At 37.7% G+C, this 22,677-nt stretch carries 14 protein-coding genes; all 14 read left to right on the top strand.

Features of this window, described 5'->3' with window-relative positions; translation table 11 throughout:
• The 14 genes from pdeM to M2265_RS03840 all read left to right on the top strand — a co-directional run bounded on the left by pdeM (position 1) and on the right by M2265_RS03840 (position 22,673).
• Positions 1-663: a ligase-associated DNA damage response endonuclease PdeM gene (gene pdeM, locus M2265_RS03905; protein ID WP_132767638.1), complete on the top strand. Its 663-nt coding sequence runs from the start codon at positions 1-3 to the stop codon at positions 661-663.
• A gap of 352 nt (positions 664-1,015) precedes the next feature.
• Complete coding sequence (locus M2265_RS03900) at positions 1,016-4,207, top strand: SusC/RagA family TonB-linked outer membrane protein (RefSeq protein ID WP_132767640.1); 3,192 nt, start codon at positions 1,016-1,018, stop codon at positions 4,205-4,207.
• Between the two features lie 14 nt (positions 4,208-4,221).
• Entirely contained in the window at positions 4,222-6,120 is a 1,899-nt protein-coding gene (locus tag M2265_RS03895; protein WP_132767642.1) for a RagB/SusD family nutrient uptake outer membrane protein, read from the top strand.
• Between the two features lie 24 nt (positions 6,121-6,144).
• On the top strand, positions 6,145-7,332 hold the full coding sequence (locus tag M2265_RS03890) for a DUF5000 domain-containing lipoprotein (protein WP_132767644.1): 1,188 nt from the start codon (positions 6,145-6,147) through the stop codon (positions 7,330-7,332).
• Positions 7,333-7,352: 20 nt separating this feature from the next.
• Positions 7,353-8,528: a DUF4998 domain-containing protein gene (locus M2265_RS03885; RefSeq protein ID WP_084825391.1), complete on the top strand. Its 1,176-nt coding sequence runs from the start codon at positions 7,353-7,355 to the stop codon at positions 8,526-8,528.
• 15 nt (positions 8,529-8,543) lie between these two features.
• Positions 8,544-10,565 carry an alpha-galactosidase gene (locus M2265_RS03880; protein ID WP_132767646.1) on the top strand — a complete coding sequence of 674 codons (2,022 nt, stop codon included), beginning with the start codon at positions 8,544-8,546 and terminating at the stop codon, positions 10,563-10,565.
• A 20-nt stretch (positions 10,566-10,585) separates the two neighbouring features.
• Positions 10,586-11,626, top strand: a complete 1,041-nt coding sequence (locus tag M2265_RS03875) for a GntR family transcriptional regulator (RefSeq protein WP_132767647.1) — start codon at positions 10,586-10,588, stop codon at positions 11,624-11,626.
• A gap of 22 nt (positions 11,627-11,648) precedes the next feature.
• Positions 11,649-13,244 (top strand): solute:sodium symporter family transporter, encoded by a 1,596-nt coding sequence (locus M2265_RS03870; RefSeq protein ID WP_132767649.1) that lies wholly within the window; start codon positions 11,649-11,651, stop codon positions 13,242-13,244.
• Between the two features lie 11 nt (positions 13,245-13,255).
• Positions 13,256-15,508 carry a glycosyl hydrolase family 95 catalytic domain-containing protein gene (locus M2265_RS03865; RefSeq protein ID WP_132767651.1) on the top strand — a complete coding sequence of 751 codons (2,253 nt, stop codon included), beginning with the start codon at positions 13,256-13,258 and terminating at the stop codon, positions 15,506-15,508.
• A gap of 130 nt (positions 15,509-15,638) precedes the next feature.
• Positions 15,639-16,100, top strand: a complete 462-nt coding sequence (locus M2265_RS03860; protein WP_132767653.1) for a hypothetical protein — start codon at positions 15,639-15,641, stop codon at positions 16,098-16,100.
• 167 nt (positions 16,101-16,267) lie between these two features.
• Positions 16,268-17,038, top strand: a complete 771-nt coding sequence (locus M2265_RS03855) for a hypothetical protein (RefSeq protein WP_132767655.1) — start codon at positions 16,268-16,270, stop codon at positions 17,036-17,038.
• Positions 17,039-17,237: 199 nt separating this feature from the next.
• Complete coding sequence (locus tag M2265_RS03850) at positions 17,238-18,137, top strand: helix-turn-helix domain-containing protein (protein WP_132767657.1); 900 nt, start codon at positions 17,238-17,240, stop codon at positions 18,135-18,137.
• 191 nt (positions 18,138-18,328) lie between these two features.
• Positions 18,329-19,486 carry an efflux RND transporter periplasmic adaptor subunit gene (locus M2265_RS03845; protein ID WP_132767659.1) on the top strand — a complete coding sequence of 386 codons (1,158 nt, stop codon included), beginning with the start codon at positions 18,329-18,331 and terminating at the stop codon, positions 19,484-19,486.
• 22 nt (positions 19,487-19,508) lie between these two features.
• A complete protein-coding gene (locus M2265_RS03840) occupies positions 19,509-22,673 on the top strand; it encodes an efflux RND transporter permease subunit (protein WP_132767661.1) in 3,165 nt (1,054 codons plus the stop codon).
• Positions 22,674-22,677: the final 4 nt, after the last annotated feature.

The raw sequence follows: 22,677 nt of genomic DNA, 5'->3' as shown, positions 1-22,677 counted from the left end.
ATGTACAGAATTATAAAAAGAGGAAAAACGATCATCCTGGATAAAGACCGGGCTCTCTATATACCGGAATATCACATGCTGGTCATCAGTGATATTCATTTAGGTAAATCCGGACATTTTAGGAAGGAGGGATTACAGATTCCTAAACAGGTGTCCGATACCGATATGCTGCGCCTGGATAAACTATTGGAAGTTTATAATCCCAAAACCTTATTGGTAACAGGTGATATGTTTCATCACGATCATAATCTGGATCTGGAAACATTTCGTGAATGGAGAAAGAAGTACGCATCATTAGAGATTATTCTAGTGAAGGGAAATCATGAAAGATTACCCGTTCTATTCTATGAGGAACTCGCCATAAAACTGTTTTCAGATTACTATGAACTGGGTGAGTTTTGTTTTGTTCATAATAGAAAAGATGCACCAGATCGGGGAAAGTTTATATTTTCAGGACATATACATCCAGGTATCTTGTTAAAAGGGAAGGCCCGACAACGGATAAAATTACCTTGTTTTGTCTTTGATGATACGGCGGCACTTTTACCTGCTTTTAGTTTGTTTACAGGATTGTCTCTTATCGAAGTTACTAAAGAACAGGAAGTTTTTGCGATAACAGCTCAACGGGTACTCCCAATGGGAACACGCAGAGCTGAAATTTGAATAAACTGACCTCACTAATCTTATTGCTATTCTATTTCTGAGCAATGATTTCACTTAAAAATAAAGGGTAACTCAAATTAACCCTTATCAAAATAATAGATCGTATTTCTGATTTGATGTAAATTATTTATAATATTATTTACTTCTCAATACCTGTGTTTTTTATGTCCCTATAAAAAATAGCAACCAAAACCTGTCGCATTTTAAGTCAATTAAATCCTTTTCGAAGAGTAATAAGAAATAAAAATGTTTGGAGATATGAAAATTTGTTTATACTATTGTAGTAGGATAGAATAGTATAGACTCCTGTGCTGCTTCATCTCATAAACCAACTATAAAATAATAACTAATTATGAACGATTATTTGTATCATCAATTCTGTAAATGGCACAGATTAGGTATTGTCTTTTTTTTCTTACTCATTTCTAACCTTGCATGGGGTCAATCACCATCATTTGAATTAAAAGGTATCGTACTGGATAGTGTGAGTCAATTGCCAATTTCAAATGTTACCATTGCAATAAAAGGAAAAAAAGCATTAGTATCCACAGATTCGCAAGGGCAATTTTTAATTAAAGAAGCGCATATTGGCGATGTTTTGCAATTTACTTCAGTCGGATTTGAAAGTAAATCCGTTAAAGTTGAAAATCAAACTAGGTTAACCATTTATCTCGCATCTTCGAGTTCTAGTTTGGATGAAGTGACTGTTGTTGCCTATGGCACGCAAAAGAAAACCAGTATGGTTGCTTCGATCACTTCGATCAATCCCAAAGAAATTAAAGGTCCCACTTCCAATTTGACTTCTATGTTGGCGGGGCGTGTTGCCGGTTTGATCGCTTACCAGCGAAGTGGTGAGCCCGGTAATGACAATGCATCTTTTTTCATCAGAGGTGTTGGATCATTTGGAGCAGGAAAAAAGGATCCACTGATCCTGATTGACGGAATGGAATCTAATACAACAGCATTAGCAAGGTTGCAACCAGATGATATTGCCGGGTTTTCAGTTTTGAAAGATGCCGCAGCTTCAGCATTATATGGAGCTAGAGGTGCAAATGGGGTTGTGCTTGTCAATACAAAAAGTGGTATCGTAGGAAAGGCTAAGTTTAATGCACGATTTGAAAATTCAATCTCGACCAACACGCGTAATTTTAAATTTGCAGATAATATTACTTACATGAAGATGGCCAATGAGGCTGTCTTAACGCGCGATCCTAGAGGTACACTTCCTTATAGTCAAAATAAAATTGACCATACTGAAAATGGTGACGATCCACTTCTATATCCGAACAATAATTGGATAGATCAATTAATAAAAGATCACACCAATAATCAACGTTTTAATTTTAACGTGTCTGGTGGTGGAAATTTAGCGCAATACTATGTTGCAGGTACTTTAAATAGTGATAAAGGGATTTTAAAAACGGAACAAGGGAATAGTTTTGATAATAATATTAATTTAAAGAATTACTCGCTACGTTCAAATATCACGCTTAATATTACGCCTACAACGACAGGGATTATTCGTACATCTGCTCAATTTGATGATTATACCGGTCCATTAGGTGGATATGATAAATGGGGTAATTTGATCAACGGCGGTCAACGTGTCTTTCGCGAAGCGATTTGGTCTAATCCGGTGATGTTTCCAGCCATCTATCCGTCGTCTTATTTGCCTTATTCGACACATCCGTTATTTGGTAATAATTATATTCCAACAACTAAGACCTTGTATAATAACCCATATGCTAATATGGTAAATGGTTTTCAGGAGTACAATAGTTCAACTGTTAATGTACAACTTGAACTAAAGCAAAACTTTGACTTTCTGACAAAAGGTTTGTCCGCGAGATTAATGGCTTACACGCAACGCTACTCTTATTTCTCCGTTATGAGAAGTTTCAAACCGTTTTACTATAATTTAGTCAAGATACCGGGAACTGATAATTCGATATTAAGTCTGCTGAATGAAAATGAAGGGACAGAATATTTAGATTATAATCAAGGTAATAAAATATTGAATACGACTACCTATGGAGAGTTTGCTCTTAACTATAACCGTACGATAGGTGAAGATCATGATCTAACCGGGATGTTGATAGGTATTATTCGGAATTATCAAACAGCAAATGGAGGAGATCTGCAAGCTTCTTTGCCCGCACGAAACCTTGGCGTATCGGGACGTGGTACATACGCCTTTAAGAATAAATATCTTTTCGAGTTTAATTTCGGTTATAACGGATCGGAGCGTTTTTCTAAAGATCATCGGTTTGGATTTTTTCCATCATTTGGTGTAGGTTGGAATCTGCATGAAGAAAAAATGTTTGATTTTATGACTTCTTCTGTCTCGAGATTGAAATTTAGGGCCACATATGGTTTGGTTGGTAATGATCAGATCGGAGATGAAAATGACCGGTTCTTTTACCTGTCTCAGGTCAATCCAAACAATAGCGGTAAGGGATTTTCATGGGGAAACAACTGGGATTATTCTAGACCAGGCTATTCTATATCGCGTTACGAGAATCGTGATATTACCTGGGAAAAAGCAACAACATTTGATGCCGGATTTGATCTGAATTTAAAAAACGGTTTAGGTGTCGTGTTTGATTATTATGATTCAAAACGAACTAATATTTTAATGGTGCGCTCTAATATTCCTTCGACTACTGGTTTTCAGGCAAATATCCATGCCAACCTAGGTAAAGTGCAAAGTAGGGGATTTGATCTAGCATTAGATTACAATAAATCTTTTGAAAACACGTGGTGGACACAGTTAAGGGGAAATATGACCTATGCCACTAATAAATTATTGGTCAATGAAGAGCCTAATTATCCTGATAATCTCAGTTACCTCACACATTTAGGACTTCCGATAAAGCAGGGATATGGATTAATTGCAGAAAGACTATTTGTTGACGATATGGAAGCCGAAAATTCGCCATTGCAAAACTTTGGTGGTGCTTTTAGAACAATGGGAGGTGATATCAAATACAGAGATGTAAATGGCGATGGTAAAATAACAGATTTGGATAAAGTGCCAATTGGTTATCCTACAGATCCGGAAATCATCTATGGTATGGGATTTTCAGTTGGTTTTAAAGGATTTGATATAAGTGCATTTTTACAGGGTTCGGCACGGTCTTCATTTTTTATTGATCCGGGTAACATAACACCATTTGCTATAAATGGACCTTATCAAAATGGACTGTTACAAGAAGTGGCGAACAGTTATTGGTCCGAGGACAATCAAGATACTCGTGCATTCTGGCCTCGGTTGACGGATGGTTTTAATAATAACAACAATCAGTTTTCAACATGGTGGATGCGCAATGGTGCTTTTCTGCGCCTAAAATCTGTTGAGCTGGGTTATAATGTATCGGATAAGTTTCTGACCAGACTAAAGATGTCAAATGTTCGCTTTTATGTCAATGCGATGAATCTCGCAGTATGGAGCAAATTTAAAATGTGGGATCCGGAAATGGGTGGTGAGGGCTTAGGATACCCAGTGCAAGCGGTTTATAATGTGGGTATTAATATTGGATTTTAAAAAAGAAATGTATCATGAAAAAGTTAACTATATTAAAATCAGTGATTGTGTCAGGGGTATTGTTTCTTCAAGCTTGTAGTTATTTAGATGTTGTACCCGACAACGTTGCAACTATTGATAATGCTTTTACGATGCGAAGTGAGGCCATTAAATATTTAGCAACCTGTTATTCTTATTTGCCTCAGGATGGTGATCCGACGCGTAACCCGGCTTATATGGCTGGAGATGAGTTTTGGTTAGACTATCCGACGCTCAGTATTGATGGGACGAACTGGAATATTGCCAGAGGTAACCAGAATGTCACGAACCCCTATGTCAATTATTGGGATGGCGCAATGTTTAATGGGATTCGTGACTGTAATATTTTTTTGGAAAACATACGCAATCCGGAAAAGGTACGGGACTTAACCCAAGATGAAAGAACGACCTGGGAGGGAGAGGTCTTGTTCCTAAAAGCTTATTATCATTTTATGTTGATGCGCCATTATGGCCCATTTCCGATTATGGATGTCAACTTAGATGTAAACACGTCTATAGAAGCTGCTAAAGTCAAACGTCAATCGATCGATGAAGTTGTTGATTATATTGTTAAAGTATTGGATGATGCTATAGTCAAGCTTCCCAATACCGTACAATCGCCTGTTACTGATTTAGGTCGTATTACCAAACCTATTGCTATGGGAATAAAAGCCAAGGTACTTTTGTATGCGGCTAGCCCTTTATTTAACGGTAATAAAGATTTTGCCAATTTTAGAAATGTCGATGGCAGTCTATTTTTTAATCAGAGTTTTCAAATCGAGAAATGGCAAAAGGCCGCACAGGCTGCAAAAGAAGCAATTGTAGCCTGTGAGAGTTTAGGAATTGGTTTGTATAAATTTCCAGGAACGGTATTCCCTTTGTCAGATACCACAATAACGCAGATGAGCATCAGAAATGCTGTGACTGAAAAATGGAATAAAGAAACCATTTGGGCTAATCCAACTTCTCGTGCTTGGCAGATGCAGTATTCTTCAATGGCACATATTGATCCTAATAATTCTGGAAATAATAGTGTTCATGGTACTTTAGCACCTACAATAAAAATAATTGAACAATTTTATACGAGTAATGGTGTGCCTATAGAAGAGGATAAAACCTTAGATTTTTCTAATAAAAATCAGCTTCGGAGAGGTAACCATAGTGAACGTTTCAATAATATTGAAAATTACCAGACGGCACGTCTGCACTTTGACCGTGAAAATCGCTTTTATGCAAATGTTGGATTTGATGGAGGCGTATGGTTTATGGAAAACAGTCCGAGCCGTAGTGACGAAAATACATGGACAACTCAACTACGCTTAGGGTTATTTGGAAGTGGGATTTCCATCCCCATCACGACATACTACCCAAAGAAACTTGTTAACTGGAAATTTGCTTTTAAGGATGGCAACAGCTCCCATATAGAGGAATACCCTTGGCCAATATTAAGACTGGCAGACCTTTATCTGATGTATGCAGAGGCTTTGAATGAAAGTCAGGGTCCTGCTGAAGATGTTTTTTTGTATTTGGATAAAATTCGAGCTAGAGCGGGATTGAAAGGTGTTAAAGAATCTTGGAGTCAATATTCATTTAATAGTAATAAACCAAATACAAAAGACGGTTTGCGACTGATCATCCAACGCGAACGAAATATAGAGATGAGCTTTGAAGGCTCAAGATATTGGGATTTAAAAAGATGGAAGCTCGCTGCGCAGGAACTGAATAAGAATATAACCGGCTGGGATCGAAACCAAGATAAGGACCATCCCGAATTGTTCTATAAAGAACTTACTTTCTTTCAGCAGCGTTTTGTGGCACCGCGTGATTATTTCTGGCCAATCCGCGAAAATAACCTGCTTGTTAATCCCAATTTAGTACAAAATCCAGGATGGTAGTATGATCTTAAATCTGAAGAAATTATGAAAAATTTAATATATGTCAAAAATATAGTGCTCTTGATAGCCTTACTATTTGCTGTAAGTGGATGTAAAGAGGAAAAAGGTTGGAACCTGCTGGAAGATGATCAAGCTAAACCGGGTGTTATCACAAACGTATCCGTGACCAACGGTTTTGGTAATGCCACGATTCGTTATTCTTTACCAGAAAGCGATAATTTGCTTTATGTCAAGGCAACTTATCAAATGGCTAATGGCGAAAACCGCGTCGTTAAATCATCGCAGTACAAAAATGAAATTCTTATTGATGGATTTCCCGATACACAGAAGCATGTTGTTAAACTATATGCTGTCAGTAAAGCTGAAATTGCATCTGACCCCGTTGACGTTACCGTTGAACCAAAAACGCCAATTTTTGATCTCGTATACGGTCAGTTAAAGGTTGTCGAAACTTTTGGTGGTGTTCGCATCACATCTATCAATAAGGAAAAAGGAAATATTGTTATTGTTCCTATGGTGGATTCTCTAAATAATGGGGAGTTCCTTCCTTTGGATAATTATTATAGTCAAGATTCAGTAATACTTTACAACATACGCGGATTAAAATCGAAGGAAATGAAATTCGCATTTTACATTCGTGACCGATGGCTCAATACATCAGATACGCTCTATAAAACATTGAAACCGCTGGAAGAAAATCTTTTTGATCGTCAGCAGTTCAGTTCATTGCGTTTGCCGGGTGATGCTCAAGTTTTATATGGTACAGTTGAAAGTATGTGGGATGGTAATATGAATCCTTCAAGATGGCCTTCTCTTTATACAGTAGAAAGTGCCGGTACTCCGCAGTCTTTAACTTTCTCGGTCGGAAAAGAAGCAAAGATGAGTCGGATTGTCGTGTTCCCGAGGAGAGAGAACGGATTCTATGATAAGGGGAATCTCCGTGATTTTGAAGTTTGGGCAAGTAATAATCCAAATTTAGATGGTTCTTGGGAGTCCTGGACCAAATTGGCAACTTGCACAGTTCGAAAACCTTCTGGAACACCATCAGGCACAAATACCAATGCAGACGAAGTCTATGGTATAGCGGGCTGGTCATTTGACCTTCCAGAAGACGCACCTAAATATAAATATTTAAGGATTAGAAATCTTCGCAATTGGAGAGGCAGTTATTTTATGCAGATCGCTCAAGTACAGGTCTGGGGTGTTTATTGATAATTAAAAAAATAAAGAATATGAAACTATATATATTCGTACTATCCTTATTTGGTGCTTGGATGTTGGCATCCTGTTCTAAAATGGATGATTTTACCAAGTACACAAATGGCCAAGAGCAAATTTATCCTGCGAAATTAGATTCCATTAAAGTCCGATCAGGTAAATATAGGGTACAGATTGAGGGTGTTTTTCGGGTAAGTACAGGAATCTCCGAAATCCGTGTCTATTGGAACAGTAAACAAGACTCCATGCGATTTCCGGTTCAGCTGAAGAACGCAAATGATACCGTTCGTTGCTTGATCGAAAACCTGCCTGAAGGACCGATGAATTTTGAAGTCAGAACATTAGATCCTCAAGGAAGATTATCGATACCAACAAATCTGGTGGGATCAATCTATGGCGAGCGATATCGCGAAGGATTATTTCAGCGTTCTGTAGTGCAACAAAATTTTGTTGCAGGTCAGCAGTTGCAATTGGTAACACAGGATGTTGCCGCTACTATGGGAGCTGACGCTATGCGTATCAAGTACAAAAAAGATGATGGAAAGATGATCGATACTTTAGTGAAAACAAAATCCCAGAATGCACAAATACTTCTTTCTCATTACGCACTTTATAGTGAACTGTCTTATCAGACTATTTTTAGACCGGATAGTAATGCGATCGATACTTTCGTGGTACAGCCGACGAAGTTAATACCCAAGGGAGATATTACGGCCTGGTATTTAAAAAACTTTAAGAAACCTTTTACATCTGTTGCTTATGATGGAAACCGATGGGGTACGCTGAATGATTGGATAACAAATTCAAGTATGAAAAATCACAATGGTTTTGGTGGTTTTGCTTCTGATGATGGGGGAGTGGTCAATGTGGAAGCTGGATGGGGAGCTCCTGCTATTGTAAATGGTAAAATTGAACAACAGGTTACACTTCTTCCTGGAAAATACAGATTTTTCTGTACTTTGTCAGCAACAAATTATGATCAACCTCCTGCATATCTGGTAATCAGTAAATCGAATAAAACTATCCCCGATTGGGAACAGATTAATGATGCACTATTGTATACAGAAGTGAAATCTGATGGGATTTATTTTGATATTAAAGAGAAAGTAACAGTCAATATGGGAATGCTGCTTAATTTTCAACCTGATCATTATATGAAAATTGATGCTTTTCAAATCACATTACAATAATAGATGATATAAATTATGAAAAAAATTTTAGGAATATTTTTAATACTCGCCACTTCTCTTCAAGTACAGGCTCAAATATTTGAAGTAAAAAAAAATGAACTGGTATTTAAATACGACCGGGGAACAGGGAAATACAGTGTGTCCCAAAATAATAATTTGATTATAAAAGATGCTGTTTCTTATGCAATTCTTTCAGATGGCACGCGTGTCAGTTCTGAAAATCTGAACGGAGTTTCAAAAATAAGTGAACAAGTTGTTGCTGATGCTTTAGGAAAAGGGAAACAGTATACAGTATCTTCAAAAACTAAAGCCGGTATAGAGATGAAGCAACATTTTTTTCTATACGACCAGAAACCGATTATTTTAGTTCAATTGGAAATTAACGGAAAAAACATAGCAAGTAATGATATGTCTCCTTTATATATGCAGGCGAATATAAGTGGACTTGGTAAAGCATTATATCAAGTTGCAGTACCTTTTGATAATGATACTTTTATTTCTTATGAAAATGAATCCCTTTCAAAAACAAATAAAGTAAGCGCTGAAGTGGGTGTTGTTTATGATAAGAATAGTAATCATGGATTGGTTATCGGTTCCTTAGACCAGTCTGTCTGGAAATCGGGTATATCCATTGGAGGAAATCAAAATAATTATGATTTTCTTGCAATAAAAACAGGATTTACGGATGTTAATATTACGCGAGATTCTATGGGACACGGGTTTATAAAAGGCAATCGTATTATTTCGCCGAAGTATTTGATTTCTTATGTGAAAGATTGGCGTGTTGGAATGGAGGACTATGCAAAGATCCATCGCCAACTACAAACACCTTATGTACAGCAGTGGACAGCTGCTACGCCTGTTGGTTGGAACAGTTGGGGCGTGATTCAGGAAAAAATTAATTTTCAGAATGCTACCGCTACTGCACAATATTTTGAAAAAGATATTCCTCATTTTCGCAATGCAGACGGTGATGCTTTTATTGATTTAGATTCTTTTTGGGACAATATGACACCAGGAGGTATGTCGGGAGATTATAGTCAACTTGAAAAATTTGTACATTATTGTGACTCTTTGGGTCTTAAACCAGGTGTATACTGGGCTCCTTTCACCGATTGGGGACATGGCAGTGGACCTAACCGAACAGCGGAGGGAAGTTCTTATAAATTTGGTGATATGTGGACCAAAACGAAAAGTGGCTATCACAACTTGGATGGTGGACGTGCTTTGGATCCTACGCATCCGGGTACATTGGCACGTATGGATGTCATATTGGGTAAACTGGTTGCGTGCGGGTTCAAGATGATTAAAATAGACTTCTTGTCACATGCTGCTATTGAGTCGACAGGGTTTTATGATAAAAATACGTCTACTGGAATGCAAGCCTATGCTGTTGGAATGAAACATCTGGTAGATGTCTTGAAAGGCAAAATGCTTATTTATGCGGCGATCTCTCCATCATTAGCAACCAATCAATTTGCTCATATGAGACGCATAGCATGCGATGCATGGAAAACGCTCGACCAGACTGAGTATACACTGAACAGTGTGAGCTACGGTTGGTGGCAAACGTATCTGTATGATTTTATTGATGCTGATCACCTGGTCTTTCATGACGAACCGGAAAATGTAAACAAGGCAAGATTTCTTTCCGGTATTGTTGCAGGTACGATTATCCTTGGCGATGATTTGTCGAAGAAAGAAAATTGGCAAAAAAACATGAATGTTTATCTCCAAGATTCAGAAATATTAAAGGTCATAGCAGATGGTAAAAGTTTTAGACCAGCTGGATTTGTGGAGGGAAAATCTGCAAACCAATGCTATTTTAAGAAATCGGGTAAGTATCTTTATGTTGCTATTTTTAATTTTAGCAATGAAAAGCAACATGTTGCTGTGGATTTCACACTCTTAGGTTTGAATCCTGCGCAACAGTATGTGGCAGAAGAATTATTTACCAAAACAAAGCAGAACATAAAATCTGATTTGCCAATTGCATTTAATGAAGGAGGCGGTAAACTTTTTAGAATCACCCTTTAACTCCTATTTAGTATTTATATATGAAAATATCCACAGAAGAAAATAGTGCAACTTTAATCGCGCGGATAAAACGGTTAGAATCATTAAATACACTTTCTAAACATGAGTGTATTGTTCAAGGTGTGCTGGATGCTATCGATGCAAATGAGCTAGAAGTGCATTCCAGTCTTCCATCAGTCAATAATATGATACATTACCTCGGATATGCCAGAGAAACTTTTTCAAAGGCATACCGGGATCTTATAGCGCATGGAGTTGTTGAGTCTAAAAATAGAAAAGGATATTTTGTCGTAAGTAATAACACCCAGATGAAACAAAAAGTGGCTGTCGTGTTGTATGCTTATGATACATTTCAAGATACGTTAGTATCGGAATTGCGTTCAAATCTTCCAGAAGAAGTATCCGTCGATTTATTTTTCCACCATAATAATATGGAGACTTTTGAAGATATTTTTAATCGTATCCAGGGAAAATATACGGTTTACATTGTAGCTCCTATTGAAAATAAAGCTTCGGTCCAGCTATTAAGATCCATATCTCCTTCAAAGCTTTTAATTATTGATCGTTTATTGGATTTAGGCGACGAGTATTCGTACATAGCTCAAGAATTTGAGAACTCTACTTATAAAGTTTTTGAACAGCTGTATCCTAAAATAAAAAAGTATAGAGAAATTATCTTTTATTTTAGAGAAAACACAGCAGAACCCAATGAAATCAAAAATGCATTTCTGAAATTTTTGGATAAGTATCAAATAAAGGGGCATATTGAAAAACAATATAAGCCCGGTAATTTAGAAAAGGATACGCTTTATTTTACGATTCACAATCCAGAACTGTACCTGATGCTGAAAGATATTTTGCAAAAAAAATGGAGATTAGGAAAGGACCTGGGGATTCTTTCTCATAATGATGATGTCATCAAAGAAATCATAAGCGGGGGGATTACAACATTTTCCACCAGTTTTCATACGATAGGTCAAGAAGCTGCAAAATTTGTTTCACAGCGGGTCCCTGTAAAAATGATTGTACCGACTGAGCTGGTAGATCGAAAATCACTTTAACAGATAAGGTAGACAAATTGATATGATAGTTGCAAGTTTTTGCTTTTTTACGGTTTTAGTAGCATTATGGTCTCTGTTAAAGTATAAATCGTATTATACGACTACATTAAGCGGTTTTTTTCTAGCCGGTAAAAGTAATAGCTTCTGGATGGTTGGATCTGCACTTCTGTTGACCAACCTAAGTGCAAATCAATTTATTGGTGAAAACGAATCTGTTTACATTAACAACTTATCTGTTATAGGATGGGGAGTGAGTTCGGTGGTCGCCATGTTAGTCGTTTCGGAGTTTCTGTTACCGATTTATTTCAAACATGGTTTTCGAACCATACCCGATTTTCTATCGCTGAGATTTAATGCGAAGACCAAGTTAATCGTTTCCGTACTTATCCTTGTTGGCTACATCGTTAATTTATTACCTCCAGTTTTGTATGGAGGGGCGTTAAGTTTGGCAATCATGTTTGATGTACCTGCCTATTTTCAGATTAGTTATTGGCAGAGTATCTGGGTACTTGTCTGGGCTTTAGGAATTATTGGTAGCCTGTATAGCATATTAGGTGGATTGAAATTAATTTCTTTATCTGATGTCAGTTTAGGTTTGGGACTATTTTTACTTGCTCTGATAATTCCAGTATATGCATTTTGGTATCTGGGCAGTGGAAACATATGGGAAGGAGTTCAGCAAGTATTTCTGAATAAAACAGAGCACTTGAATGCCGTGGGAGATAAACACGATGCGGTACCTTTTTCGACGCTCTTTACCGGCATGTTATTGATCAATTTCTACTACTGGGGTATGGAGCCATACATCGCCCAACAAACCTTAAGTGCAAAAAATTTAAAGGAAGCACAGAAAGGAATGACACTGGCCGCAGGGGGCAAATTATTGATGCCCTTGCTTATTAATCTTCCAGGACTTCTGGCCATACATCTCTTGCCAAAAGTTGAGCCCTCGGCATCTGTATTTCCTAATCTGATTGTTCATATTTTCCCTGATATTCTTGTTGGTTTTTCACTCGCACTTGTTTTTGGTGCCGCTATGACTACATACACTGCGGGATTACAAAGTTGCGGTAGTTTATTTATATTTAATATCTATAAACCTTATCTGAAGCAACGTAATATCATCGTGTCGGAAAGCCAGCTCGTAAAAAAAGGCAAATATTTTGAACTCATCATTTCTTTGTCAGCCATGTTTATTGCACCTTTTATCCTTTTTGCACATGATGGTTTCTATACGTATTTGCAGACGGTTTCAGGACTTTTTAATATGCCTATTTTTACGATCATGATGATGGGTATTTTATCCCAAAGGGTAACCCCAGCGATGGCTCAACTGGGACTGTTTTTATACATGATCAGCTATTTTACCCTTGTGTTTATTTGGAAACTAGACCTGCATTATCTGCATTTATTTGCCTTATTATTTGTCATTATAGCGATTATTATCTGGATAGGCAGTAAGGTAACACAACCTCATTATAAATCCACTTTTCAATTTGAATTTTCAGGATTGGATCGTACTTCCTATTGGAAAGGAAGGCATTTGGTCGGTACCATCCTAATTTTAGTGATGATAGCGATTTACATTGTTTTTTCACCCTTGGGCCTAGCCCAATAAATCTATTTTTTATGTTAAAATCACAAAGAGCATATATATTCATTGTAGTATTGATATTTTTTGTAAAAACGACTGTTTATGGCCAGCAGTATTTTCTATGGGATGATCAACCTGCTAAGGATTGGATGACTGAAGCTTATCCGATCGGAAATGGTCGTATTGGTGCCATGATATTCGGAGGAGTGAATCAAGAACATATTCAATTTAATGAGAACAGTCTATGGACCGGTAACGAACAGGAAACCGGAGAATATCAGGCTTTTGGGGAGGTGTTTGTTGAATTTGGACAGGTTGGAGCAAAACCTTTCTCAAACTATAGCCGAAAATTAGATTTAGATCAGGCCTTGCACCATATCACATACAATCAAGATAATCAAAAAAGAAGCCGCAGATACTTCGCTAGTAATCCGGACCAGGTGATGGTAATGGAATACACAAATGAAAATAAAAAATCACTAAATGCAACCATCAGACTTAAAGATAGTCACGGCAAACTAACAAAATCGATAGCCGGCGATTTGGTGTTCAGTGGTGTACTGTCCAATGGTATGGAATATGCTGCACGCCTCCACGTGAAAACGGAAGGGGGAGAGGTTTTGGAGACAAAAGGAGAGGATGGCGAAATATTTATCCAGGTTCAATCGGCAGATAAAATCGTTATACTTTTGAGTGCGGCGACAGATTATGCCAATACTCGGTCTACGAATTGGAAAGCGAATGAAAAGCCATTAGAAGCGAACAAGAGATATATTCAAGAGGCTGCTAAATATCATTTTGATCAATTACTTACCAGACACTTAAAAGATTATCAATCACTTTTTGCTCGAGTACAGTTACAATTGGGGACTGAAGATTTATCGCAGGAGCTAACGACAAAAAAACTGCTGCAGCACTATAAGCAAAAGCCATCACCGGCGCTAGAATCCCTTATCTATCAGTATGGGCGCTACCTGCTTATAAGCTCTTCTCGTAAGGGCGGACTACCCGCCAATTTACAGGGATTATGGAATAATAGTAATACCCCTCCATGGCGATCAGATTACCATTCCAATATCAATGTGCAAATGAACTATTGGCCTGCTGAGGTTGCAAATCTAAGCGAATCTGCATGGCCATATCTGGATTACATCAATAGTATGCGCGAAGTAAAGAAGGAAAATACACAAAAGGAATTTCCAGGTGTTCGCGGTTGGACGGTTCGTACTGAAAATAATATTTTTGGAGGAGAAAGCTTCTCCTGGAATACACCAGGCAGTGCATGGTACGCGCAGGCACTTTGGGAACACTATGCATTTAATCGTGACAAAGCGTATTTAAGAGATTTTGCTTATCCAATATTAAAGGAAATATGTCAATTTTGGGATGATAGACTTGTTCGTCGTGATGATGGAACTGTAGTGGCCCCCATGGGCTGGTCACCTGAACACGGACCTACCGAAGATGCTGTGAGTTACGATCATCAGATCATTTTCGACCTTTTTACGAATTATGTTGAGGCCTGTCAAATTTTACAAATTGATAAAGCATATGGCAAGCATATCGAAACACTTCGCAATGCATTATTAAAACCAAAAATTGGAAAATGGGGGCAGTTGCAAGAGTGGGAAACCGACCGTGATGATCCTAATGATAAGCATAGACATGTTTCTCATTTGTTTGGCCTATATCCAGGACGACAAATATCTAAATGGGAAACTCCAGAATTAGCTAATGCGGCAAAAGTAACACTAAATGCGCGAGGAGATGAATCTACAGGATGGTCTATGGCTTGGAAAGTAGCATTTTGGGGTAGGTTACAAGATGGTAATCATGCTTACCAGATCTTGAAAAATTTTATTAATCTCGTAGGAGGTGAAGGGATAGATTACGATAACGGCGGTGGGGTATACGCGAATCTGCTTTGCGCACATCCACCATTTCAGATTGATGGTAACTTAGGTTATGTTGCCGCTGTTAGTGAAATGATCGTACAATCACAGAATAATATGATCGAGTTATTGCCAGCATTGCCAGATAATTGGAAAGATGGTAAAATTAAAGGATTGAAAGCTAGAGGAAACATTTTGATTCACGAATTGATATGGAAAAATAAGGAGGTTGAATCTGTTGTTTTAAAATCTTTAGAGCATCAGACTATTCAGCTTTTGAGTGCAACTGTACTTAAAGACGCAAAATTGATGAAGGAAGTTAACGGTAAGTATATATATCAGATACAATTAAAACCAAATCAGAGTTTAAAGCTCACTAAGGCAGTTAAAAATTGATAATATAGAGTATTCCTTATGCTTATGTCAGGTATTTGGTATAATATTTGGGTGTAGAGCTTTAAAAAAAGAATACACTGCTACTTTTAATCTTTAATTTGAAAGTAGCAGTGCTTAAATAAAGTGATATATGAAAAGCATAATTTTTTTGGCAGTTTTGCCATTGTCCATTTTAGCAAGTTGTACGTCTGGTAGCAAGGGGAGTGAAGAAACTAAAACGGGTGATTCACTAACGGTAGAATTTATTGGTTCAGCACCGTTAGATATAAAAAATCCAGAAGGTAAAGTACAATTATATGCTGTTGCAGAGAATATAGCTGATGTACCAGCAACATTATTGGAAGAAAAAAATATTCAACAGTCTGGCGTTCCTTTCACAATTGATTTTGTTTTACCAAAAGATCATAAATCGCATATAAAGCCTGCGGTAGCTGCACATGAAGCAGTCAAATATTATGTTACTGTTAAATGGGATTCGGATGGTAACGGAAAAGTAGAAAAAGGAGATATTATGATTGACTATGACAAACAGTTCCCAAATGTAAAACTTGGAGCAGGCAAGCAACAAGTTTATTTGACCGTTATTAAATAATAGTGAGGTAGCACCGATCGTATGTATATATCCATTAATGCTATTTTAAATTTAAAATGATAAGTTTCTAACTGCTTTTCAGAGTAAATAGTAACTATTTTTATGAATTGTGATTTAGGAAGTATCATTATTTTAAAAAAATTGATAACCATTTAACGCTAGAAAATATGAAAAAAATAATCACATTATCGTTTGTTATTTTGACGATGATAAGTTGTAGGAATAGGGATTCAAAAACTGAAAACCGTAATGCTGCTTTTGAAGAAATAACAGGTAAAACAGTTACTTTCTCAGAGCCGGCATGTTATGCTTACAATGACGGCAATAATCATATTTCGTTGGAATTTACTGATATAGGACCAACTCTTAAAGGAAACCTTACGTACGCTTTCGCCGAGAAAGATAAGAATACTGGAACTTTCGTAGGGCAGCTGAAGGATAATGTGCTGCTCGCAGATTATACTTTCCAGTCAGAAGGAGTAACTTCTGTTAGGCAGGTTGCATTTAAAGTAAGTAAAGACACATTGATTGAAGGATATGGTGATATGAATGCTGAAGGGACGGCTTTCAAAGATATAAATCATTTGAATTTTACCTCAACTATGCCCTTGGTAAAAGGAGATTGTGCTGAAAAAAAACAAGGTTGCCTGTTTGAGGATGGAAAATCATACTCGGAATTGGAGCAAAGGTGCATTACATTAGCCACTTTAAAAACAACCTTAAACCCTTTGAAGGATGGGGCAAGAACGGAAGGTAAACAAGCCTATGTTTACTTTAGTTCGGACAATTCTAAAGCTGAAGTTTTTTTGCCCAATTCTAATAATGGTATAGTATTGGAAAAAAAAGGTGAAGGAAACTGGGTTTCTGGAAATTATATCCTCATGGCATGGAAAGGATATGTGTTACAGGATAAAGGTGTAGCTGTTTACGGCGGATAATTATTTCAGTTTAAAATACAAACAATTACAGCAACCTTACATGAAAGGTTGCTGTTTTTTTATGCTTATCATTGTAGTATAACAGCTAACCAATATGTATGTTTGACTTTTGACAGAAAATTGTCAAAAAACAAAAAGAGTAAAACAAAACTTATTTTAAATTTTAACTTAGACATGCTCTTTGTTAGCGTTTAAGATTATGGATCGTCGAATTACATTTTTTACTTTAAAGGAGTTTGTTGCCGAGCAGATGAACAAACAACAGTATGAGGGATTTACTATCTGTCATTTACAGAAAAGTAATATGACTGACATTCGCTCTTATGAGCCTATGCGCACTGACAGTTTTGGAATGAGTATTATCCTAAAAGGAAAGCTCGGCATGCGGATTGGTTTTTCTGAACAGGAAATCCAGGAAAATATGGCATTCTTACATTCACCGACTACAATTATTGAGTTTTTGGAAAGGAGTGATGATCTGGAAATGATCAGTTTTATGTTTTCTTTAGATTTTGCTAAAAAAATAGGCATGTTTTTTCAAGGCAGATCGTCCTTAGATTTTTTGTTTGACAATTATTTAAAGGTATTTTCCTTACGTGAACCTGTAGTTAAGCGATTTGTAGTTTATCTAGAACATTTAAGAGAAGTTAATCTGAGTCCTACACCAACTAAACATCAGGCGGAAATTATTAAAAGTACTTTTGCACTACTCAACTACGAAATAGAATCAGAACTTATGGATCATGTTATCGGTCAGGTAGTACTCAGTGGCCGAAAAGAAAAATTATGTTTGGATTTCATTACGCTGGTGGTAGATCAATTTCACGTTCACCGTTCAGTCCAGCATTATGCCGATTGCTTATTTGTGAGTCGAAAATACCTCAGCAGGGTTATAAAAGAAGTTACAGGGTTAAGCCCGCTGCAGATTATTGAACAAACATTGATGGCTGAAGTGACAGCTAAATTACGGTCTAATTTTTACTCAATCTCAGATATCATGCAACAATTGAATTTTAGTGATTTACCTACTTTTAGCAAATTCTTTAAAAAGAATACAGGTCAATCCCCGATTCTGTATCGTAAAGAATTATTAACTTAAATTTATCCCGAACTAATTTAGTGTCTTTTTGACAAGTTAAAGCTCCCTTTAGACTTTTTAACCGATTTAGTCAGATATATATTTGTATTAATTGTACATGAGGAGAAAAGATGGGGTCTGAAGTCCAATATTTTAGTGACTAACCCTTCTTTTCGAATCTTTAAATATAGCGAGAACATAATATATTTTAAATGAATCGGAAATTAGTTGTTCAATCAACATTGCTAGGCTTAAGCCTAGGATTCCTAACAAGTTGTGGTCAAAAACCAAACCAGGGAGGGGAGGCACCCGCAGCCTTAGAAGTTCCAGTGATGATACTTCAAGAAGAAAATGGAATATTAACAAAAACTTATGCAAGCAGCATTGAAGGAGTTGTAAATGTTGAAATCCGTCCACAAGTTTCCGGTTATCTGGCTAAGATCTTTGTTGATGAAGGTGCATTTGTCCGGGCTGGGCAGACTTTATTTCAAGTGGATGATCGTACCTATAAAGAGCAGTATAAAAATGCGCAAGCATCTATTTTAGCAGCTAAGGCGAATCTGTCCAATGTTAAAATAGATCTAGATAGGAAAAAAGAATTAGTAAGTAATAAACTCGTATCTAATCTACAGGTTGACCAAGCACAGGCAACGTACGAAGGTGCCCAAGCAGCTTTAGCGCAGGCAAATGCCGTTTTTGAAACAGCGAAAATTAACCTTGAATTCTGTACAATTAAAGCTCCGGTCAGTGGCACTATAGGTCGTATTCCTTATCGATTAGGAAGTCTCATTAATCCTGCTGCAGTCGAACCCTTAACGCTCTTATCAGATACGCATGCCGTATTTGCATATTTCTCAATGAGTGAAAACGATTTTGTTAATTTTCAGGCAGCATTACCGGGAAACTCTGTTGCTGAAAAGTTGAAGCAAGCCGCTCCTGTAACTTTAAAAACAGCTAATGGACAGGACTTTCCACATTTAGGAAAAATTGATGCTATTGAAGGTCAATTCGACAAGAATACAGGTTCGATCAGTCTTCGGGCAAAATTTGAAAACCCGCAAGGACAATTACGAACAGGAAACACAGGGAAAATAGCATTAGATCAACATATTGAGCAGGTTGTTGTGGTTCCGATCACAGCAACGACAGCCATTCAAGATAAAATTTATGTCTTTACGATCAGTAAAGAAGGAAAGGCGGTACAGACGCCAATTGAAGTAAGTGGTAAACAAGAATCTCAATACTTCGTCAAATCAGGTGTTACAGCAGGTGATCAGATAATTACAAATGGACTTAGTTTCCTTCAGAATGGTATGCCTGTTAAGGTGAAATCCGCAACCACAGTAAAAGATAGCGTGAATAAATCTTAACAACCATTTATCCTTAGTCATTATGTTAAAAAAAATAATTAAAAGGCCAGTATTGGCTACAGTTATATCCATATTGCTGGTTATTCTGGGGGTCGTGGCTATGCTCGGTTTACCCATTACCAAATTTCCTGAAATCGCCCCACCAAGTGTGACCGTCATGGCGACTTACCCAGGTGCCTCTGCCGAAGTAATTGCAAAGGCAGTAGCACCGCCATTAGAAAATGCCATCAATGGTGTAGAAAATATGGACTTTCTTACTTCTACATCGAGTAATGACGGTAGTTTGATGATTACTGTTGTTTTTAAATTAGGAACAGATCCGGATCAGGCCGCAGTAAACGTACAGAACCGAGTATCGCAAGCAACCAGTATGTTACCTGCAGAGGTTAATCAGATCGGTGTAAGCACACTAAAAAGACAGAATAGTATGGTGGCCATGGTAACGCTATACTCCGATGATAATAAATCAGACGAACTTTTTATAGAGAATTATGCTAAGATTAATATTGTTCCAGAGTTGAAGCGTATCACAGGAGTCGGTGATGCACAGGTATTCGGTAACAAAGATTACTCGATGCGCGTTTGGCTCAATCCAGCTCAGATGGCTTCCTATGATATCACGCCGCAAGAAGTGTCTGCTGCGATCCAGACTCAGAATATTGAAGCTGCTCCAGGAAGATTTGGAGAGAGTACCAAGGAAGCTGTAGAATATGTCATCCGATATAAAGGAAAGCTGGCTGAAGCAGCCGATTACGAAAATATTATCATACGCGCAAATGCAGATGGTTCCGTGTTGCGTCTGCAGGATGTGGCTAAAGTTGAGTTTGGGTCTTACACCAATACGGTTGCCACAGCGTATAATAAGAAACCGGCGATTATGATTGCCCTTTATCAGACAGCTGGTTCAAATGCCAATGCCGTCGAGATAGAGATGCAGGAACGTTTACAGGAGCTTTCAAAATCGTTTCCCGCAGGTATTAAATATACTACGCCGTACTCTTCGAAGGAATCTTTAGATCAGTCTGTTGCTCAAGTTATCACCACCTTGCTAGAAGCTTTTGTACTCGTTTTTATTGTTGTATTTATCTTTTTACAGGATTTTAGATCGACATTAATTCCAGCGATTGCAGTTCCGGTTTCTATTGTTGGTACATTTTTCTTTATGCAACTGTTTGGATTTTCGATCAATCTACTGACCCTTTTTGCACTCGTACTTGCAATTGGGATCGTTGTCGATGATGCCATCGTTGTCGTAGAAGCAGTACATGCTAAAATGGAGAAGAAAAAGTTAAATGCAAAAGCGGCGACAATGTCTGCAATGAGTGAGATCACAGGCGCTATTATATCCATTACGCTTGTGATGTCGGCAGTATTTATACCCGTTGCTTTTATGGAAGGCCCTACAGGTGTGTTTTATCAACAATTTGCTTTGACCTTGGCAATGGCAATTCTGATCTCAGCAGTTAATGCACTAACCTTAAGTCCTGCATTATGTGCGTTATTATTAAAATCACACGATGGGCATCATGAGGAGAAGAAAACAAATTTTAAAGAACGTTTTTTCGCAGGATTTAATGCAGCTTTTAATAAACTGACATTTCGTTACGGTAAATCTGTCCTTTTCTTAATAAAACGTAAAACTGTGGCATTCTCAGGACTGGCAGTGCTATTGGTATTGTTTGTATGGATGTTCCGTACCACACCGACAGGTTTTATACCCGATGAGGATCAGAGTTTTTTAATGGCCATGGTCAATACGCCACCAGGTGCATCTTTAGATCGGACAACTAAAGCCATAACCGATGCAGAATTAGAAATTCAGAAACATCCTTCTGTAGAATCGGTGATCAGTATTTCGGGTTTAAATATGATGAGTTTTAGTACTTCATCTTCTGCAGGGGTACTGATGATACGCTTGAAACCACTCAAAGAAAGGGGAGAAGTTAAAGATATCAATCAAATTTTAGTTGCTCTTCAAGGACAGTTACAAGGAAATCAAAGTGCAAACTTCTTTGTATTGGGTATGCCGACTGTATCGGGTTTTGGTAATACTTCAGGATTAGAAGTTGTTTTACAAGATAAGACCGCTGGCAGTTTAAGTAAATTCAGTGAAACGGCCAATGGATATATGGGCGCATTGATGCAACGACCTGAGATCGCATTTGCCTTTACCACATTTAATGCATCCTATCCACAGTATGAAATGGTTGTTGACGAAATGAAGGCCAAACAGCTTCACGTGAATGTCTCCGATTTAATGACCTTGATGCAAGGATATTACGGAAGTATGCAAGCATCCGATTTCAATCGTTTTGGAAAGTATTACCGTGTTGTCATCCAGGCATCTCCTGAGTTTAGGTCAGATCCTTCCTCTTTAGATGGAATTATGCTTAAAAATCAATTGGGCCAGATGGTACCGATTAACAGTTTAGTACAATTAAAACCTGTATCTGGTCCAGAAACAGTAGAGCATTTTAATTTATTTAATGCCATTAACATTACCGCGATGCCAAAACCTGGGTATAGTACTGGTCAGGCGATGCAAGCTATAGATGAAGTTAGTGCTACTTTTTTACCCAATGGTTTTGCGCATGATTGGAAAGGAATGAGCCGTGAAGAAAAATCATCCAGTGGCCAGACTGCTGCTATTTTTGGATTATGTATTGTTTTTATATACTTCTTGTTATCAGCTCAATATGAAAGTTATATTCTGCCATGGGCAGTTTTGATCAGCATTCCCTGTGGTCTGTTGGGCGTATTTGTAGGAATTGGTTTTGCAGGTCTATCCAACAACATCTATGTACAGGTTGCTTTGGTTATGTTGATCGGACTTTTGGCCAAAAATTCTATTTTGATTATTGAGTTTGCTATTCAGCGCAGACGCGCAGGAAAGAGTATCGTAGCCGCCGCTGTTGAAGGTGCAAAGGCAAGACTTAGGCCGATTTTGATGACATCACTTGCGTTTATAGCAGGTTTGTTGCCGTTGCTGTTTGCAGTAGGGCCTTCGGCGATCGGGAATCATTCCATCGGTTATGCTGCAGTATTTGGTATGCTTGCAGGAACTGTATTCGGGGTGTTTTTAACACCGGTCTTGTTCGTCGTGTTTCAGTACCTGCAGGAACGTATGAGTGGAAAGCCTGCGGAAGAAAGCGATTGGGAGTATGAAGAAACAGAAGTTTCACATTAAAAGT

It is taken from the genome of Sphingobacterium kitahiroshimense (assembly GCF_025961315.1).
Classification (GTDB): Bacteria; Bacteroidota; Bacteroidia; order Sphingobacteriales; family Sphingobacteriaceae; genus Sphingobacterium; species Sphingobacterium anhuiense.
This window is presented reverse-complemented; position numbering and strand designations above follow the sequence as displayed.

Excerpts from the sequence above, each read along its gene's own strand:
- M2265_RS03850 (WP_132767657.1), top strand. The coding sequence starts at position 17,238 with ATGGATCGTCGAATTACATTTTTTACTTTAAAGGAGTTTGTTGCCGAG.
- M2265_RS03895 (WP_132767642.1), top strand. The coding sequence starts at position 4,222 with ATGAAAAAGTTAACTATATTAAAATCAGTGATTGTGTCAGGGGTATTG.
- M2265_RS03845 (WP_132767659.1), top strand. The coding sequence starts at position 18,329 with ATGAATCGGAAATTAGTTGTTCAATCAACATTGCTAGGCTTAAGCCTA.
- M2265_RS03860 (WP_132767653.1), top strand. The coding sequence starts at position 15,639 with ATGAAAAGCATAATTTTTTTGGCAGTTTTGCCATTGTCCATTTTAGCA.
- M2265_RS03855 (WP_132767655.1), top strand. The coding sequence starts at position 16,268 with ATGAAAAAAATAATCACATTATCGTTTGTTATTTTGACGATGATAAGT.
- M2265_RS03875 (WP_132767647.1), top strand. The coding sequence starts at position 10,586 with ATGAAAATATCCACAGAAGAAAATAGTGCAACTTTAATCGCGCGGATA.
- M2265_RS03885 (WP_084825391.1), top strand. The coding sequence starts at position 7,353 with ATGAAACTATATATATTCGTACTATCCTTATTTGGTGCTTGGATGTTG.
- M2265_RS03840 (WP_132767661.1), top strand. The coding sequence starts at position 19,509 with ATGTTAAAAAAAATAATTAAAAGGCCAGTATTGGCTACAGTTATATCC.
- M2265_RS03870 (WP_132767649.1), top strand. The coding sequence starts at position 11,649 with ATGATAGTTGCAAGTTTTTGCTTTTTTACGGTTTTAGTAGCATTATGG.
- pdeM (WP_132767638.1), top strand. The coding sequence starts at position 1 with ATGTACAGAATTATAAAAAGAGGAAAAACGATCATCCTGGATAAAGAC.
- M2265_RS03880 (WP_132767646.1), top strand. The coding sequence starts at position 8,544 with ATGAAAAAAATTTTAGGAATATTTTTAATACTCGCCACTTCTCTTCAA.
- M2265_RS03890 (WP_132767644.1), top strand. The coding sequence starts at position 6,145 with ATGAAAAATTTAATATATGTCAAAAATATAGTGCTCTTGATAGCCTTA.
- M2265_RS03865 (WP_132767651.1), top strand. The coding sequence starts at position 13,256 with ATGTTAAAATCACAAAGAGCATATATATTCATTGTAGTATTGATATTT.
- M2265_RS03900 (WP_132767640.1), top strand. The coding sequence starts at position 1,016 with ATGAACGATTATTTGTATCATCAATTCTGTAAATGGCACAGATTAGGT.